This is a genomic window from Paenibacillus sp. J31R98 (assembly GCF_056269245.1).
Genome location: NZ_JBWDNO010000001.1, coordinates 655,629 through 671,956, shown reverse-complemented (window position 1 = coordinate 671,956; position 16,328 = coordinate 655,629). Strand labels below are relative to the sequence as shown.

The window sequence follows — 16,328 nt, the reverse complement described above, 5'->3', positions numbered from 1 at the left end:
AATGCTGCAATCCGCATGAAAAAACCGCCAGCCCTTTGTATCTAAGGAACTAGCGGTACCTCTTCCATTATTTTTGCGTGACCTTGGAGAAACGATCGAGAAGCTCATTCGCAGTTACCGCAACATGCTCGAAGGCGGAATCCAGCTCCTTGACACTCTCCGAATGATGAACCATGTCATGCTTGACAGTGTCCACGAAACGGTTGATCTCATTCAATCGGTTCTGCATATCACTTAGCTGCTCACGGATCGTGGTTGAAGCATCCTTGCTCTGATTCGCCATCTTGCGAATCTCATTCGCTACGACAGCGAAACCGCGGCCATATTGACCGGCATGAGCAGCTTCAATAGAAGCGTTCAGCCCAAGCAAATTCGAAGTGTCCGCCAACTCCTGCACAACGCCGATAATGGACTGAATCGCACCGATATCTTGCATGAGCGTGGTCGACTTCACCGACAATTGATCCATCTCGCCATTAATCGAAGCGAAACCGGAGGCGAGATGATTCGAGGTTGCCGTCATTTCTTCTACCGAAGCTGCGAGGCTCTCTGATGAATTACGGATCATCTCGAACTTCTCGTTCACCGTTACTGAGGTAAGCACACCGACAAGCTCGCCTTCATATCGCAGAGGCGATGCGGTTGCAACGTATGCAATCCCAAACGTCTCGGGACCACGTTCTTCATTGCATACTTTATTCAGGCTTAATGCCTGATCCGACACAGTATTAAGGAGCGCGCTGCGCGGTGTTCCTATGGGAATTGTAACGTTGATTGATGGCGTGGGCTTAAATCCGATAATTTTCTCCAAATCCATCACGATCAGAATCGTTTCCTCCGAAAAAGCTTGCTGATACGTTTCCATCATATCGACCACCGATTGCAAGTACATTTCTTTACTCATCGTAAACGTCCAACTCCTCTCCTCTCTCCTATATCGGCATTTGCTTGGCTCGACTTTACGTGTAAAAAATAGCCAGGGACGTATTGTCCCTGGCCCCTTAAAGCAACTATGGATCAAATCATTCTAAGATCTCTTCTTGCGCGTCATGACGTCGAATATAACTGCTGCAGCGAGAACCGCGCCGCGAATCATGTACTGATAGGAGATACCAACGCCGAGCAGGTTCATACCGCTGGATAGCGAAGCCATTACGATCGCGCCGATAATCGATCCTGTTACTTTACCTACGCCGCCTGCCGCAGACACGCCCCCGACATAAGCCGCTGCGATTGCATCAAGCTCGAACAGCGTACCTGCAGTCGTTGTCGCGGATTGCAGACGGGCGGTATACAGAATGCCGGAAAGAGCAGACAGCATCCCCATCGAACCGAATACGATATACGTAATTTTCTTTACGCTGATACCGCTCAGGTGAGCTGCTTCCGGGTTGCTTCCGACTGCATAGATGTGGCGGCCAAGAACGGTCTTTGTGGACAGAATTTGATAAACCACAACGACGAGCAGCATGACAACAACAGTCCAAGAGAAGCCGTTATAGCCAGCGATTAGCCATGTAATATAAGCGATGATTGCTGAAACGAATACAAGCTTTACGGCAAAAATATTGTTCGAGGTGACTTCGAAATTGTATTGCTGCTTCTTTCTGCGGTTCGAAATTTCAACGAGAATGTAGATCAGAATGGCAGCAGCGCCGAGAATCAAGGAAAGCAAATTCAGGCCGCCTACTTTGGCAAGCGACGGGATGAAGCCATTGCCGATCGCGTTGAAATGGTCGTCTTTAATGATGATCGTGCCTGTCTTCTCCGTTACAAGAAGCAGCGCGCCTCTGAAGATCAGCATCCCTGCCAGCGAGGCAACGAAGGATGGGATACCGATCTGTGCAACGAGAAAGCCATTTAACAAGCCAACAACGATACCAAGTACAAGGATGATTGGAATCGTAATGTAGAAAGGCACACCCATTTGGGATAGGAAGATGGCAGCAATCGCGCCAAGAAATCCAGCCATGAAGCCGACAGATAAGTCGATGTGCCGAATGACGATGACAAGCGTCATTCCGACAGCCAGCACCGCGATGTAACCAGTCGCGTCAAGCAGGTTGCTAATGTTACGCGAGGACAAGAATAGTCCGTCAGTCATAATCGTGAACGTCAGCATAATGACGAACAGTGCGATATACATCCCGTATTCGCGTATATTTACTTTGATCAATGATCTCGCTTCGTTAAAGAAATTCATTATGTCTTCCCCCTATTGCGTTGCAAGTTGCATAATTTTCTCTTGGTCCGCTTCTTCGATGGACAGCTCGCCTGTCATGCGGCCTTCCGCCATTACATAGATGCGATCGCTCATGCCGAGCACCTCGCCAAGCTCTGACGAAATCATGATAATACTCATACCTTCTGCGATTAGCTTGTTCATGAGCGTGTAGATCTCGAACTTGGCGCCAACGTCGATACCGCGAGTCGGCTCATCCAATATGAGCAGCTTCGGTCCGACGAACAACCATTTGCCGAGCGACACTTTCTGCTGGTTACCGCCGCTGAGCTTGCCGACAAGCTGCTCGACCGAAGGTGTTTTGATATTGAGCGATTGCTTATATGCATTCGAAATCTTCACTTCTTCATTGTGATTGATGAAACCGCGCGATGAGATGCCGTGCAGATTCGCCGCAACGATGTTGCTCTTAATATCTTGAATGAGGAACAGGCCATCGCCCTTGCGGTCTTCCGTTACGTATGCAATACCAGCGGTAATCGCGTCCTGCGGATGCTTAAAGCTTCTTTTCTTGCCGTCAAGCAGCAAGCTGCCTTGCAATTTATAAGACTTCGGATTACCAAAAATGCTTTGTGCAAGTTCTGTTCGTCCAGAGCCCATTAAGCCGGCAATACCGACGATTTCACCTTGTTTAACATGCAGATTGACGTTCTTGACGACGCTGCGGCCAAGATTCGTATCATGCGCTGACCAGTTCTGAAGCTCTAGAATCTTCTGGCCAACTTTCTTGTCAGCCCGCTTCGGATAAATATCCTCGATCTCACGACCGACCATGTTTTTGATAATGGCGCTTTCCGTAATTTCGCCTTTGGAGCCGTCGAGCGTACAGATCGTATGTCCATCACGGAGGACGGTTGCTTTGTCCGCGACCGAAATAACTTCTTTCAGCTTATGGGAGATCATGATACAAGTAATGCCTTGTTTCTTCAGCTCGCGAAGCAGCGCAAGCAGGTTCTCGCTGTCATCTTCATTCAGCGCGGCTGTCGGCTCATCCAGAATGAGCAGCTTTACTTCTTTGCTTAACGCTTTGGCGATTTCGACAAGCTGCTGCTTGCCGACGCCCAGATCCTTGATGAGCGTCTCCGGATTGACATCCAGCTTCACCATCTGCAGCATTTCCTTCGCCCGCATAATGGTGTGGTTCCAATCGACGAATGAGCCGCGCTTAATTTCGTTTCCTGCGAAAATGTTCTCGTATACCGTCAAATCAGGGAACAGCGCAAGTTCTTGATAAATGATCGCAATGCCTGTTTTTACGCTATCGCTGATCTTGGTGAAGTTCTGTACTTTGCCTTCAAATACAATGTCTCCGCTGTACGTTCCATGCGGATATACCCCGGAGAGCACCTTCATGAGCGTAGATTTGCCTGCACCGTTCTCGCCGACCAGAAAATGTATCTCGCCCTTCTTCACTTTGAAGCTCACATCCGACAGTGCTTTCACGCCAGGAAATTCTTTGGATATGCCGTTCATCTCTAATATATAGTCACTCATGGTTTCGCACTCCTTAACTAAATCATTCAGGTGTTTACTTGGCGGCATCCACATGACAGGCAATCCTGAATGATGAATCGAAGAATAGTGATAGATGACCTATCACTATTCCTCGAAGAACCTTTTATGGATTACAGCCCTTGGAAGTCGCTAGCTTTGTAGTAGCCGGAATCGATCAGAGCCGATTTCACGTTGTCTTTGTCAACTACGATGACATCCGTTTGCTTCGCTGGTACTTTGATGCTGCCGTTGTCGTACTCGCCAGTTGTTTCAACTGTTTTGTTATCGAGGATCGACAGCGCCATGCCCATTGCGTCTTTAACAAGGTTACGAACGTCTTTGAATACCGTCATCGATTGCTTGCCGTCAATAACATATTGGATGGAAGCTTTCTCAGCATCTTGACCCGAGATCACGAAGCTCTTCACTTCTTTATCTGTACCGAATACGTCTGCGATTGAACGTGCTGTGCCATCGTTAGGCGCAAGGATAGCAACATCGCCTTTCATGTCAGCTGCTGCTGCAGTCAAGTGAGTTTGTGCTTTGTTCTTCGCTTCGTTTGCATCCCAGTTTGTCGTGATTTGACCGATGAGCTTGCTCATTTGGTCGCGCTCCAATGTTGCGTTGCCTTTCAGAGCTTCAGCTTCGCTGGAGTTTGCGATCTTGAATGTGCCGTCAGCGATCTTCGGTTGAAGCACCGACCATGCGCCTTCGAAGAACAGGAATGCGTTATTGTCGGAAGCTGCGCCAGCGTACAGGTACAGTGGCTCGCCGCTGCCTTTCGCGTGGTCAACCAGGTATTGCGCTTGTGCTTTACCTACTGCAACGCTGTCGAATGTAACGTAGTAGTCAACTGCGTCTGTTTTCGTGATCAAACGGTCATAAGAGATTACTTTAACGTCTGCTTTCTTCGCAGCTTCAACTGCTGCTGCAGCTGCATCGCCGTCTTGAGGACAGATGATCAATACTTGAATGCCTTTATTGATAAGTGTCTCAACGTTCTCTTTCTCTTTCGCTGAGGAACCTTGGCTGAACAGAATCTCCGTCGTATAATCCGTGCCTTTGAGCGCGTCCTTGAAGCGCTGCTCGTCTTGTACCCAACGCGGCTCATCCTTCGTTGGAAGTACGATACCTACGCTTACTTTCTCGCTCTTACCGCAAGCCGCTACAACTGCTGCGAACAGCATAATGACGACCAGAAGCGCTACTGCTTTGAATCCTTTTTTCATGTTTGTTTCCCCTTTCGGTTTTTCTAAAACGCTTACATTGCAACTATAGCACCGGTCAAACATCATGAAAGCGCTATACATTAGCACTTTTTTTATACCATCTACACTATTTTGTGATTCCGAGACAAGCTTGAGAGCAAAGAGCTGCAACAGACCTCCCTGATGGCAAAAGAAAAACGCCCCAGCTATAAGCTGAAGCGTCCGATTGTGCGTCTATTTCACATTGCGGTAGATGTCTGCCTTCTTATGAAAGCCGTCGGCAATGATTGTCTCCTCCATATTGTTCGAATCGACGGCGATCGGTTCGAGCAGAATGGCAGGGACATCAATCTTCTTGTTGAACACCTTCCGATCGGTGCTTACATCCTCACCCTTCGCCAGCTTGACCGCGAGCTCAGCCGCAGCCTCCGCCAACTTCGGGATCGGCTTGTATACGGTCATCGTCTGCGTTCCTTCCACAATCCGCTGCGCAGCCGCAAGCTCGGCATCCTGCCCGGAGACCGGGATCTTGCCGGCCAGATGGTGGTCTGCGAGCGTACTGATGACTCCGCCAGCCGTTCCGTCATTGGCTGCAATAACAGCGTCAATATGACCTTGATTCGCATTCAACGCAACCTCCATATTGGCTCTGGCATTGGACGGAATCCATTCCTTCGTGAACTGGTCATACACGATCTTGATGTCGCCATTATCCACGAGCGGCTTAATGATGTTCATCTGGCCTTGCTTGAACATATGGGCGTTATTGTCTGTATCCGCGCCTTCAATCAAGACATAATTGCCCTTCGGCACTTGCTTCACGATTGCCTCGGCCTGAAGCTCGCCCGCCTTCTCATTGTCGAAGGAAATGTACAGGTCGACGTCAGAATTCAAGATGAGCCGGTCATAAGAGATGACCTTTATGCCAGCTTGATGCGCCTTCGCCACGATGGCCGCGCACGCTTCGGCATCATGCGGCACAACGACGAGCACATCAACGCCGCTCGAAATCATATTCTCCGCTTGCGCGATCTGCTTCGCGTCATCTCCGTTTGCCGCCTGAACATCGACCTTCGCGCCAAGCTCCTCCACGGCCGCCTTGAACAAGTCGCGGTCCTTCACCCACCGCTCCTCTTCAAGAGTATCAATAGATAACCCGATGACGAGCTGATCGTCGTCGCCAGCAGCGCGAACGTGCTCCGTCCTCTCCGGCTGTTTCAGCGCTTCGCCGATCTTCCCTTTATCCGATTGCAGCACCGAACAGGATGAATTGAGCACAAGTGCAGCGATGATCATTGCGGCGCCAATTGCTTTATGAAATTTCTGTATAGGCATCAAGGATCATCGCTCCTTAGCTCTGTTTCTTCGCGGGCGGACGCAGCAGCTGCTTCCGGTAATCGGTTGGCGTGCTGCCGACAATCTTCCTGAATACGCGGCTGAAATAATTCGGGTCATTATAGCCGATATCGAACGTAATTTCCTTCAAGCTCTTATCGGTTTCTTGCATCAATTGTTTCGCTGTCTCTACCCGGCATTCGGTCAGATAATCAATATAATTCATGCCAAAATATTCTTTGAACAGCTTGCTGACATAGAACGGATTGCGATCCACATGTGCCGCGATGCGCTCAAGCGATAATTCCTCATGCGCATGTTCTTTAATATAGCGCTTCAGCGTTAGCAAGAGATCGGACTCCATCTCTCCTTCCAGCGCAGCAGCCGTCTGTGCGAGCCGGTTAAAGATGGCACGAGTCTCGGCTTTGAGCTGCACATAGCTTGCCGCTTGGCTCGGATAATAGGGCTTATCCACGCCGACGCCCATCTCATGCAGCATCCGCGTGACGATGATCAGCACTTCGAAGATGCGCTGCTGCGCCATGCCGATCTGCTCGCCGGCTCCTTCATAAGCATCAATCATTTGGTTAGCTAGATCAGCCGCTGCTTCCCAGCTGCCGCGACGGACTTCTTCCAGTACGTTCTTCTCCATCTCGAGCGTCTCGATTCGAGCTGGGACATCTTCATGCTGCGGCAGATCTTCATACAATCGGAATCGCGCAGGTATGGTGAGATCAACGGAAGCAAGAAGCGCTTCATGATACGACTTGCGCATCGCATCCCCAATGTCGATGCATAAGCCGCCAATGCCGGCGAAGGGTTCAAACTCGCTATGCCGCTGGACGAGCTGAACCAGCTTCCGGCCGATTCCAACGGCGTGATTGCGATAGGATAGCTCGCCAGAGATGAATATGATAATCGGCACTTGCTTACCGGATAGCTTGCCGATCCAATAATGGATCGAAGCATCGTTCAGCTGCGCGATAATCGTGTCGTACAGCTGCTCAAGCTCGCCTGGCACGGCGTCACCCTTCTTCGAATCCGAGAGCAGCAGGTTGACGACGAAGCCGCCCCTTGACCCCGGCACGCCCAGCAGCTCAATGTTCTCGCTCAGATGAACAGATTGCACATCATCGAACAAGAGCTGGGACACGATATCCGCTTCCACAATCGGCAGCATCTTCCGCAATCGTTCCGATTCCAGTTGCTGGCGCTCTTGCTCCATTCGCTCTGCAACAATCTCATCTACGACTTTGCCGATCGTTTCAAGAATGACCGCTTTCTTGCTTGGCTTGAGCAAATAATCGCTAACGCCGAGCTGCAGTGCTTGTCTGGCGAACTCAAACGTATCATATGCGGTCACCATAATGAACTTGGTTCGAATGCCTGCCGCCTTAATCCCTTGGATCGCCTCAAGTCCGCTTAATCCTGGCATCTTGATGTCCATCGTTATGAGGTCCGGCTTTAACAGCATCGTCTGCTCAATCGCTTCCCTGCCGTTGGCAGCCTGTCCTACGACCTCGACCTCGCCGAAGCCTTCCGTAATTATCTTTTGCAAGGCAATCCGTTCTATCGGCTCATCATCTACAATTAGTACGCGTATCATTGTTGTTTCCCCCTCGGAAGCGTAAGCGTAATGCATGTTCCTTCGCCGATTTTTGAATCTATCGCAATAATGTCTTCAACACCATAGAACAACTGAAGTCGATGCAGGACGTTGCGAATGCCGATTCCGGTTGAATGGCCTTTATAAGTGGAGCTCTCCTCTTCGGACAGCAGCTTCTCGATTTGCTCCATGCTCATGCCTTGTCCAGTATCCTCAACTTGAACAATGACATGATCCTGCTCTTGCTTCACGCGCAGCGTCAATGTCCCGCCATGCTCAGAGGGTTCGATGGCATATATAAATACGTTCTCAGCCAGCGGCTGCAGAATCAAGATCGGCACCTCGATATCAAGCGCCTCCTCGTCGATCTCGCGAATGACGGTCAGTCTGTCATCGAACCGCGCCTTCTGAATGGTTAGATACTCTTCCAGCACCTCGACCTCATCGCGCAGCGACACACGGCTGTCCATTCTGCGCAGATTGTAACGCAGCATGCCGGCAACGGAGCTGATCAGCTCACTCGTCTTGTCAGCGCCAGCCAGAAACGCTTCCTTCGAAAGCATATTCAGCGTATTGAACAGAAAATGCGGATTAATCTGGCTCTGCAAGCTCTTCAATTCACTTTCCTTCAGCATCAGCTTATGCTTATGCAGATCATATTCGAGCTGCGCTTTGCTCTGGATCTCATCGAATAAATTACCGATGTTCAGCCTCATATTATCTAGCGTTCTGGCGAGAAAAGCCATATCGTCGTTATTGCCGATCTCTATCGGCTTCTGGAAATTACCGCGCGAGAGCTCGCGCGCCCCTTGCGTCAGCTTCAGAATCGGCTGAGTAACGCTGTTAACGAAGCGGAATGAGAACAACAGGAGGAGCAGCGATACGAGGGCCAGCGTCCAGAAGCCCATACGGAACAAATCATTGCTGCGCTTGATGATTTTGCGGTAGAACGCGTCATACGTCTTCTGCTCGCCGCTGATCAGCGTGAGCGTTGTCTCGGATATATATTTGGAAATGTTCGATGCCTCGTCGAATTTCTTGGCAACCGAGTCTTCGTCATTGTCCTTCTGGAAGCGAATGACGAGGTCCATCGCTTCAGACTGGCTCTCAATCATATTCTGAAAGTTATCCAAGGTCATCTCATTGTTCGGATTACGAAGCCAGCTTAGCTCGGACTTTGTATGGAACAGCGTGTTATTATCATCCTCATACAGCCTAAGGTTCGCCTCAGTCGGAGTAATACGATAGTTATTCAAGGAGGTTAAAGTCTGCTGGCTCTGCTGGGAAGCTTGATTCATGAGCAAATAACGCTGCAAGATCTGGTTATATTGCTCTACCGTCTTCTGATTGAACGCACTCATCGACAGCCAGATAAGCGCCATAATGATCCAGATGAGAATGGACAAAAGCATCATTTTGCTGCGGATCGTCTTCATCGGTTATTTGTCGCCTCCTTCATCCGCCGAATCCACGACGCTGATGGGAGTAAAATAACTGTTGTGCAGCGGCAGCCTGTCGCTATCGAGCCAACGTTTAACGAGATCGACGCTCATTTTGCCCATTTCCTCATAATGCTGCGACAATCCGGACTCCACGATGTTCTCCTGGATTAGCTTCATCGTCTGCGGGGAATCGTCGAACATAAATACTTGGTAATGGCTGGAATGCGAACGGGCTCCTCCTGCTTGCACGATGCTTCTTCCGGACTCTGTCGGCAGGCCAATGAATGCGTTCGCAGCCGGATAATGATTCAGAATGTCGAAGGTCTGCATGTTCGCAGGCGCATTCGCATTGTCGTGTGAAGCGGTAACAAGCTTGATCGACGGATAGTTCTTCAGCACTTCATGCAAGCCTTGCTGCCGCAGCTTGTCCGTATCAGACGCCTCCGTATTCGTAATGACGCCTACCGTGCCTTGCCCATTCAGCTTCTGTGCGATATGCTTCCCCATCAGAATCCCTTCTTGATAGTGGTCCGAGCCGACGTACGACTTGCGCAGGCTGCCCGGCGAATCGGATTGGATGGTCACGACCGGAATCCCGCTGAAGATCGCTTTATTGACCATCTCCACGAAGTCAGGTCGGTCAACGCCTTCGATGATGATTCCGTCGACTTTGGAAGCGATTGCAATATCGACCTGCTTAATCAACTCTTCCACATTCGAGCGGTAGACTCCCCAGAATTCGATGGCCATGCCGTGCGACGCCGCCGCATCCCGCGCCCCTCGCTGGATTTCGTTCATCATATAGCTGCCCTGCTCCTGAGAAATAATAACGATATGAGGCTTGGACGTCGTCAGCACAGGCTCCGAAACGTTCGACATGCCAAGGTCGTTGGAATATAGCGTGAACATGGAATAGAGCGTAACAGCCAAGGCGGCCAAGCTAATTCCGATGATGGAATAAAAAATGGGCTTCTTCATATATTCTCCCTCAGCTTGCGCGATTTTCACCGTCATTCTACCATGATTATATCGTTTCGAAAATGATTGTAAAATATGTTCCCGACCCTGCACGATTTTCCACTGGAAACTTATACAAAGGATACCAGCCGTTGTGCTAAAATAAGTCCATCTTTGTTAATGCCGTATTAGAGTTAGGATGGTGCATGTATGGGAAGAGAACAGCTTGTGAAATTGATTGAGAAACGTGAAGAAGGCCGCGCTAAACAGGATCAAGCGCTGCTGAGTGAAGTTCGGGCGCAATTATTGTCATTATTAGTTGAATATCCTGATGATGCAGAAGTTAACTATCAGACCGGCATCGTGCATGACAACACGGGTCTCGGTAAAGAAGCCATTCCGTATTATGTGAAGGCGCTTGAGCTGGGCTTATCCGGCGCCGATCGCGAACGATGCCTCAAGGGGCTCGGCAGCACCTATCGGTATTGGGGACAGTACGACGAAGCGGTCGAGACGCTGCGTATGGGTCGTGAGGAATTCCCTGAGAACAGGGCGATTCAAGTGTTCCTTGCCATGGCGCTGTACAACAGCAAGAGCTACAAGGAGAGCGTAGAACTGCTCATTCAGAACCTGATGGAAACGACCACCGACGAGAAGCTGCATTATTTCAAACGCGGCATACTGGCTTACAAAGAAGACCTGGATGAAACTGCGGAGAAATAGCTGAATGCGGGATGTCTTGCTGAAGACGAAATTTGCTTTTGGCATCGGACATGATAAACTATTGAAGGTACTTCTGTGCCAAAATCTACTAAACCTTTGGAGGCGTGATCGTAATGGCAATCAGTGCATACCTCAATTTTCCAGGCAATACACGCGAAGCTGTAGAATACTACGCTGAAGTGTTCAATGTCGAAGTAACGAACCTCGCTACATTCGACAGCGTGCCGGCACATCCGGATTACCCGCTTCCACCAGGAACTGAAAAGCATATCATGCACGCTCGCATCCATGCTTACGGAAGCGACCTCATGTTCTCCGATACTTTCCCGGGCATGCCGCTCACGATGGGCAATAACATCACGCTTGCGCTCGTTATTAATGATACAGAAGAGCTTACGCGTGTTTACAACCGCATTAGCGGTGATGGCACAGCTACAATGCCGCTTCAAGAGACTTTCTGGAGCAAGCTTTATGGACAAGCGACAGATAAGTTCGGCATTCTGTGGCAGTTCAACATGGAACAATAGGTTTTCGCGAAGAGGACAAGCCAGTTAATGGCTGTCCTTTTTTTATTTGGCCGGACATGCGCACAACTCCCCTCTCTCATAGATTCATATCGTAGAGCAAATAGGATTGGAGGATGAGAGATGGGCAGTAAACACCGTTCCTACAAAAAAATAGTAAACATCACCTACAACATTTCGATTCACTACGGCAATATCATCAAAAAGAATATTAAAATCATTCAAACAGCGGAAAGCGGCGGCATGATCAACCGCCACGTCGGTTTCGCAGCGACCCAAGGCGGACAGATCGCCGTCAACCGTAGCATCAACGATCAAGCGGGCCAGCGCAATCCGCAGCCGACGAGCAGCGCTTGGCTGAACACGAAGATGCTTCGCAAGCGTTGAGGGGAAGAAGCTGGAGATTGAAGGCGAGGGATTGAAGCCGAGAGATTGAAGGCGAGAGATTGAAGGCGAGAGATTGGAGCCGAGGGATTGGAGCCGAGAGATTGAAGGCGAGGGATTGGAGCCGAGAGATTGAAGGCGAGGGATTGGAGCCGAGAGATTGAAGGCGAGGGATTGGAGCCGAGAGATTGAAGGCGAGGGATTGAAGACGAGAGAACGAAGCCAAGAGATCAGGATTTGAGCTCTCGGCTTCTTTTTGTTGCGCTTGACGCTGAGCCATCGTGGCGTCTTCGCGTGGTGAGAATTCGGAACCGAGAGCGGCTTTTTCCTCTCTCAGCATGCTGTTTCGCGATTTTGAGGGCTGGAAGCGGCTTTTCCCTCTCTTTGCAGGGAAAAGGCTGCTTCTACGGTGATTTTGGACTCCGAGAGCGGCTTTCCCCTCTCTCAGCATGCTGTTTCCGTGATTTTGAGGGCTGAGAGCGGGTTTTCCCTCTCTTTACGGGAATGGGCGGCATTCTCCGGCGATTTCGGTTATATCCTCTCTCAGCGAGGAAATTACTAGTCGAATTTACTGAGGGGCATGGTGAGAGCACATATACGTTCTCTCAGCAAATTTTCGGCGCTTTTTGACTGCTGAGAGCACATATGTGTGCTCTCAGTTCCAGAATCTTGGTTAGTTTGCAGGTTTCGGTGGTGAGAGTACATATACGTTCTCTCAGCTAACATCCGGCATTAAGTTTGAACAACGGCAGCTAGTTTGACAGCTTCTCCAAGTTCGCTTTTTCGGCGGATTTGCTCGGCGCGAAGACTGAAGATGACTTTTAGTCCTCTGTCGCGCAGGTTTTGGGCTTGGGCATGACCTTGGGAACTGTAAACGATAATTGCAATTGTCTTACCGCGTTATCAGCCATCTCCCATAACTTAAAAACCAAAGGGGCAGTCCCATAAGTCATTTAAATGACTTTTGGGACTGCCCCTTTTATCGTACATATATTATTCCCGCTCTTAAACTAACAAACCTGCTCGTTAGCTCAACAATGTACTGGCCAACCGGCGAAATAAAGGATTTGCAATATTAAACCTTACCTGCCAAAAGCTTGTACAATGCTTGAGTGCCGCTGTTCTCTTCCCCTTTGCTTGCAAGCTCATCATATAATGATTTGGCTAATTCAAGCCCAGGTGTTAATAATCCCATTTCTTTGGCAGCATCAAGAGCAATCCCCATATCTTTGATGAAGTGTTTGACATAAAAGCCGGGCTCGAAGTTTCCACTGATCATTCGCGGTCCTAGATTACTTAATGACCAGCTTCCGGCTGCTCCGGTTTCTATGCTTTTCAATACGGTATCAGGATCAAGTCCTGCTCTTTCAGCATATACGATCGCTTCACAGACACCAATCATATTGGATGCTATTGCAATTTGGTTGCACATCTTTGTATGTTGTCCGGCACCTGAATCGCCTTGCAATTGAATATTCTTGCCGATGATTTGAAAAATCGGAAGAAGTGCTTCGAAAGCAGAAGCGTCTCCACCAACCATGATCGCTAATCTGGCTTCTCTTGCTCCAATATCGCCACCGGAAACCGGCGCGTCAACTGCGTAAATGCCATTATTTTTCGATTCCAAATAAATTCTTCTCGCCAATGATGGTGTAGATGTTGTCATATCAATGACATATGTGCCTGCTTTCGCATTAGATATGATTCCGTCATGTCCAAAATAGATTTCTTCCACATCTTTAGGATATCCCACCATAGTAATAACAACATTGGCTTGTGAAACAACCTCCGCTACAGTATCCTTCCAAACTGCGCCCTGAGCGATCAGTTCATCTGACCGACTTTTTGTCCGATTATAAACGATTAAAGAATATCCAGCCTTCAACAGATGACCGGCCATGCTTTTACCCATTACGCCAGTACCAATAAAACCAATTACAGTATTGTCTTGTTTAAGCATCATAAATGCACTCCTTTAAATAAGAGACTGTCAGAACGTCCTTCGTTTTCTTTATTTTATCATTTCTTTCTATTCAACTTAACTCCCGTTTGCGGAACCACTAATTCCATTGACAGATTGACCACTGATTAGCAAAATTGTCCGTCAGCGGAATAGGCTGCCGAGTCGATGCGGCAGCCTATCCTTGTTGCGCTATTATCTCTCATCAACGCACGCTTACACAAACCACGAAAAAGAGAGACCCGGCAAGCCGAGTCTCCTTATCTTCCTATAGATTAAGCCCCGCTCGTAAGCGGCTCGATATTTACTGCGCATACCTTGAAGCCAGGCATCCGACATGTCGGATCGAGTGCCTGATTGGTAATTTTATTCACGTTCTGGGAATCGCCCCAATGCATCGGCACGAATACGGTATCCTGCCGGATGTCTGTCGTCACCTTGCTGCGAACGACAATGCTGCCGCGGCGTGAAGTCATACGCACCAGCTCGCCATCGGAGATCCGATAAGCCTTAGCCGTCTTCGGATGCAGCTCCACGAACGATTCCACATCACGAGCGGCCAAGGAGTGACTCCGGCGCGTCTGTACACCGGTCAAATATTGCGAAAGCACACGGCCGGTCGTCAGATACAGCGGGTACGTTTCATCCGTCAGTTCGGCCGGCATATGATTGTCGACCGAAACAAGCTCCGCTTTGCCGTCGGCATGGGCGAATTGCTGCTCGAACAGTCGGCCGGTATTCACTTCGCCCGGGGACGGACAAGGCCAATAGACCCCTTCTTCCAAGCGAAGCCGCTCATAGGTAATGCCGTAGTAATCTGCGATGCCGCCTTGGCTCGCGACTCGCAGCTCTTCGAAAATATCTTCGGCACTGCCGAATTCAAAATACTGGCCCCGGCCCAGCTGGTTCGCGATATCGCACAGAATTCGCCAGTCGTCACGCGACTCGCCGAGAGCAGGACGGCTCGCTTCGCGCAGCAACACACGTCCCTCTAGATTCGTTAGCGTCCCTGTATTCTCCATATAAGAGGTCACCGGGAGGATCAGATCAGCCAGACGCGCCGTCTCCGACATGAACATATCGGCAACAACGAGGAAATCAAGCTTGCGGAGCCCTTCCTCGACGAAATTGGCATTCGGATTCGAGACGATCGGGTTGGAGCCCATCACGAGCATGCCCCGAATCTCCTGCGCATGCACCTTCTCCATCATCTCATACGCGGATACACCTTTTCCAGGCAGCTCCTCAGGCTCAATATCCCATACGTCCGCGATATACGCTCGGTCGACCGGATTCTCGATCAGCCGATAGCCTGGCAGCTGATCGGCTTTCTGTCCATGTTCGCGTCCGCCTTGCCCGTTGCCTTGACCGGTCACGGCGCCATACCCGGAGCCTGGTTTGCCGATCTTGCCGGTCATGAGCACCATATTAAGGAAGCTGCGCACCGCCATGTAACCGTCAGTCTGCTGCTCAACGCCGCGGGCGGTGAAGACCATCGCCGTGCTCGACTTTCCGTACGTGATCGCAGCTTTGCGGATGTTCGTGACCGAGACGCCCGTCAGCTGCGAAATCTCTTCCAGATCAAGCACCTCTAGGTGTGCCTTTAGTTCCGCGAATCCTTTCGTCCGCTCCTGCATGAACGCTTCATCAAGCAGCCCTTCCTCGAGCAGTACCTTCTGTAATCCGTTCGCGAGCGCAGCATCCATGCCCGGCTTCACCTTCAGATGCAGATCGGCTATCCGCGTCGTTCCCGTCTCGCGCGGATCGATCGCGATAATGAAGGAACCGTTCTCTTTCGCCCTTGTAAAATAAGGCATGAGCGTCGGCTGGCACTCTGCGATGTTCGTTCCGGCGAGAATGATGCATTTGGCCAAAGGAATATCGGACAGCGGATTGGTAAGCCCCCGATCGATGCCGAACGTCTTGTTGCTAGCCGAAGCAGCGGCAGACATGCAGAACCGTCCATTGTAATCGATATATTTGCTCCGCAGCGCAACACGTGCGAACTTGCCAAGCAAATAAGCGGATTCATTCGTCAGCGAGCCGCCGCCATATACCCCGACCGTATCGCGGCCGAATCGCTCCTGCAGCTCGGTGAATTGCTGGCCGATGAGCTCGAGTGCATGTTCCCAGGAGATCGGAACGAAGCGCTCCCCTTCTCTGCGCATCGGCACAGTCAGTCGTTCCCGATGAAGCGAATGCTGGTAAGCATTCATCCCTTTAATACAGAGCCGCCCTTCGGAAGCCTTATTCATCTTCGGCTCCACGGTATAGATCGGCTTTGCAGCCCCGGGCTCCCAACGCTCGGTCACCACCGCTTTGCACTGAACGCTGCAGAACGGGCATTGGGTTTCCATCACTTTCAGGATGGGAGCCGCGCCAACCATCTGATCCTGCTGCTGCATCATTTTCATTGCCATTTCCTCCTGATCCATTGGCCGCTGCCGGTTCTT

General features: G+C 50.2%; 13 protein-coding genes and 1 pseudogene. 3 read left to right on the top strand and 11 right to left on the bottom strand.

Translation table 11 applies throughout. From position 1 onward, the window contains the following. Positions 1-67: 67 nt before the first annotated feature. From AC0YNX_RS03025 to AC0YNX_RS02990, 8 genes are all read right to left on the bottom strand, one after another. Positions 68-904 carry a methyl-accepting chemotaxis protein gene (locus AC0YNX_RS03025; RefSeq protein ID WP_475814156.1) on the bottom strand — a complete coding sequence of 279 codons (837 nt, stop codon included), beginning with the start codon at positions 902-904 and terminating at the stop codon, positions 68-70. Positions 905-1,027: 123 nt separating this feature from the next. Continuing rightward, entirely contained in the window at positions 1,028-2,203 is a 1,176-nt protein-coding gene (locus AC0YNX_RS03020) for a sugar ABC transporter permease (protein WP_475814155.1), read from the bottom strand. 12 nt (positions 2,204-2,215) lie between these two features. Further along, complete coding sequence (locus tag AC0YNX_RS03015) at positions 2,216-3,736, bottom strand: ATP-binding cassette domain-containing protein (protein ID WP_475814154.1); 1,521 nt, start codon at positions 3,734-3,736, stop codon at positions 2,216-2,218. 131 nt (positions 3,737-3,867) lie between these two features. Next, the gene (locus tag AC0YNX_RS03010; RefSeq protein ID WP_475814153.1) at positions 3,868-4,965 is read right to left on the bottom strand and encodes a sugar ABC transporter substrate-binding protein; all 1,098 of its coding nucleotides are present in this window, start codon (positions 4,963-4,965) and stop codon (positions 3,868-3,870) included. Between the two features lie 213 nt (positions 4,966-5,178). Next, positions 5,179-6,279, bottom strand: a complete 1,101-nt coding sequence (gene xylF / locus AC0YNX_RS03005) for a D-xylose ABC transporter substrate-binding protein (RefSeq protein ID WP_475814152.1) — start codon at positions 6,277-6,279, stop codon at positions 5,179-5,181. Positions 6,280-6,295: 16 nt separating this feature from the next. Then, positions 6,296-7,885: a response regulator transcription factor gene (locus AC0YNX_RS03000; protein ID WP_475814151.1), complete on the bottom strand. Its 1,590-nt coding sequence runs from the start codon at positions 7,883-7,885 to the stop codon at positions 6,296-6,298. Then, positions 7,882-9,321: a sensor histidine kinase gene (locus tag AC0YNX_RS02995; protein WP_475814150.1), complete on the bottom strand. Its 1,440-nt coding sequence runs from the start codon at positions 9,319-9,321 to the stop codon at positions 7,882-7,884. The genes AC0YNX_RS03000 and AC0YNX_RS02995 overlap by 4 nt, the downstream gene beginning before the upstream one ends. A 3-nt stretch (positions 9,322-9,324) precedes the next feature. After that, on the bottom strand, positions 9,325-10,305 hold the full coding sequence (locus AC0YNX_RS02990; protein WP_475814149.1) for a substrate-binding domain-containing protein: 981 nt from the start codon (positions 10,303-10,305) through the stop codon (positions 9,325-9,327). Positions 10,306-10,494: 189 nt separating this feature from the next. Here AC0YNX_RS02990 and AC0YNX_RS02985 point away from each other — a divergent pair, with 189 nt between their 5' ends. From AC0YNX_RS02985 to AC0YNX_RS02975, 3 genes are all read left to right on the top strand, one after another. Further along, a complete protein-coding gene (locus AC0YNX_RS02985; protein WP_475814148.1) occupies positions 10,495-11,007 on the top strand; it encodes a tetratricopeptide repeat protein in 513 nt (170 codons plus the stop codon). Between the two features lie 113 nt (positions 11,008-11,120). After that, positions 11,121-11,534 carry a VOC family protein gene (locus AC0YNX_RS02980; RefSeq protein ID WP_475814147.1) on the top strand — a complete coding sequence of 138 codons (414 nt, stop codon included), beginning with the start codon at positions 11,121-11,123 and terminating at the stop codon, positions 11,532-11,534. A gap of 120 nt (positions 11,535-11,654) precedes the next feature. Continuing rightward, positions 11,655-11,918, top strand: coding sequence for a hypothetical protein (locus AC0YNX_RS02975; RefSeq protein ID WP_475814146.1), 264 nt, complete (start codon positions 11,655-11,657; stop codon positions 11,916-11,918). Positions 11,919-12,653: 735 nt separating this feature from the next. On the opposite strand, the pseudogene AC0YNX_RS02970 reads toward AC0YNX_RS02975, so the two are convergent. From AC0YNX_RS02970 to nasC, 3 genes and pseudogenes are all read right to left on the bottom strand, one after another. Next, positions 12,654-12,803: pseudogene (locus AC0YNX_RS02970) on the bottom strand (ketol-acid reductoisomerase); the annotation flags it as partial. A 187-nt stretch (positions 12,804-12,990) separates the two neighbouring features. Beyond that, on the bottom strand, positions 12,991-13,875 hold the full coding sequence (locus AC0YNX_RS02965; protein WP_475815168.1) for an NAD(P)-dependent oxidoreductase: 885 nt from the start codon (positions 13,873-13,875) through the stop codon (positions 12,991-12,993). Between the two features lie 275 nt (positions 13,876-14,150). Beyond that, positions 14,151-16,283 carry an assimilatory nitrate reductase catalytic subunit NasC gene (nasC, locus tag AC0YNX_RS02960; protein ID WP_475815167.1) on the bottom strand — a complete coding sequence of 711 codons (2,133 nt, stop codon included), beginning with the start codon at positions 16,281-16,283 and terminating at the stop codon, positions 14,151-14,153. Positions 16,284-16,328: the final 45 nt, after the last annotated feature.

Excerpts from the sequence above, each read along its gene's own strand:
- AC0YNX_RS03025 (WP_475814156.1), bottom strand. The coding sequence starts at position 904 with ATGAGTAAAGAAATGTACTTGCAATCGGTGGTCGATATGATGGAAACG.
- AC0YNX_RS03020 (WP_475814155.1), bottom strand. The coding sequence starts at position 2,203 with ATGAATTTCTTTAACGAAGCGAGATCATTGATCAAAGTAAATATACGC.
- AC0YNX_RS03015 (WP_475814154.1), bottom strand. The coding sequence starts at position 3,736 with ATGAGTGACTATATATTAGAGATGAACGGCATATCCAAAGAATTTCCT.
- AC0YNX_RS03010 (WP_475814153.1), bottom strand. The coding sequence starts at position 4,965 with ATGAAAAAAGGATTCAAAGCAGTAGCGCTTCTGGTCGTCATTATGCTG.
- xylF (WP_475814152.1), bottom strand. The coding sequence starts at position 6,279 with ATGCCTATACAGAAATTTCATAAAGCAATTGGCGCCGCAATGATCATC.
- AC0YNX_RS03000 (WP_475814151.1), bottom strand. The coding sequence starts at position 7,885 with ATGATACGCGTACTAATTGTAGATGATGAGCCGATAGAACGGATTGCC.
- AC0YNX_RS02995 (WP_475814150.1), bottom strand. The coding sequence starts at position 9,321 with ATGAAGACGATCCGCAGCAAAATGATGCTTTTGTCCATTCTCATCTGG.
- AC0YNX_RS02990 (WP_475814149.1), bottom strand. The coding sequence starts at position 10,305 with ATGAAGAAGCCCATTTTTTATTCCATCATCGGAATTAGCTTGGCCGCC.
- AC0YNX_RS02985 (WP_475814148.1), top strand. The coding sequence starts at position 10,495 with ATGGGAAGAGAACAGCTTGTGAAATTGATTGAGAAACGTGAAGAAGGC.
- AC0YNX_RS02980 (WP_475814147.1), top strand. The coding sequence starts at position 11,121 with ATGGCAATCAGTGCATACCTCAATTTTCCAGGCAATACACGCGAAGCT.
- AC0YNX_RS02975 (WP_475814146.1), top strand. The coding sequence starts at position 11,655 with ATGGGCAGTAAACACCGTTCCTACAAAAAAATAGTAAACATCACCTAC.
- AC0YNX_RS02965 (WP_475815168.1), bottom strand. The coding sequence starts at position 13,875 with ATGCTTAAACAAGACAATACTGTAATTGGTTTTATTGGTACTGGCGTA.
- nasC (WP_475815167.1), bottom strand. The coding sequence starts at position 16,283 with ATGATGCAGCAGCAGGATCAGATGGTTGGCGCGGCTCCCATCCTGAAA.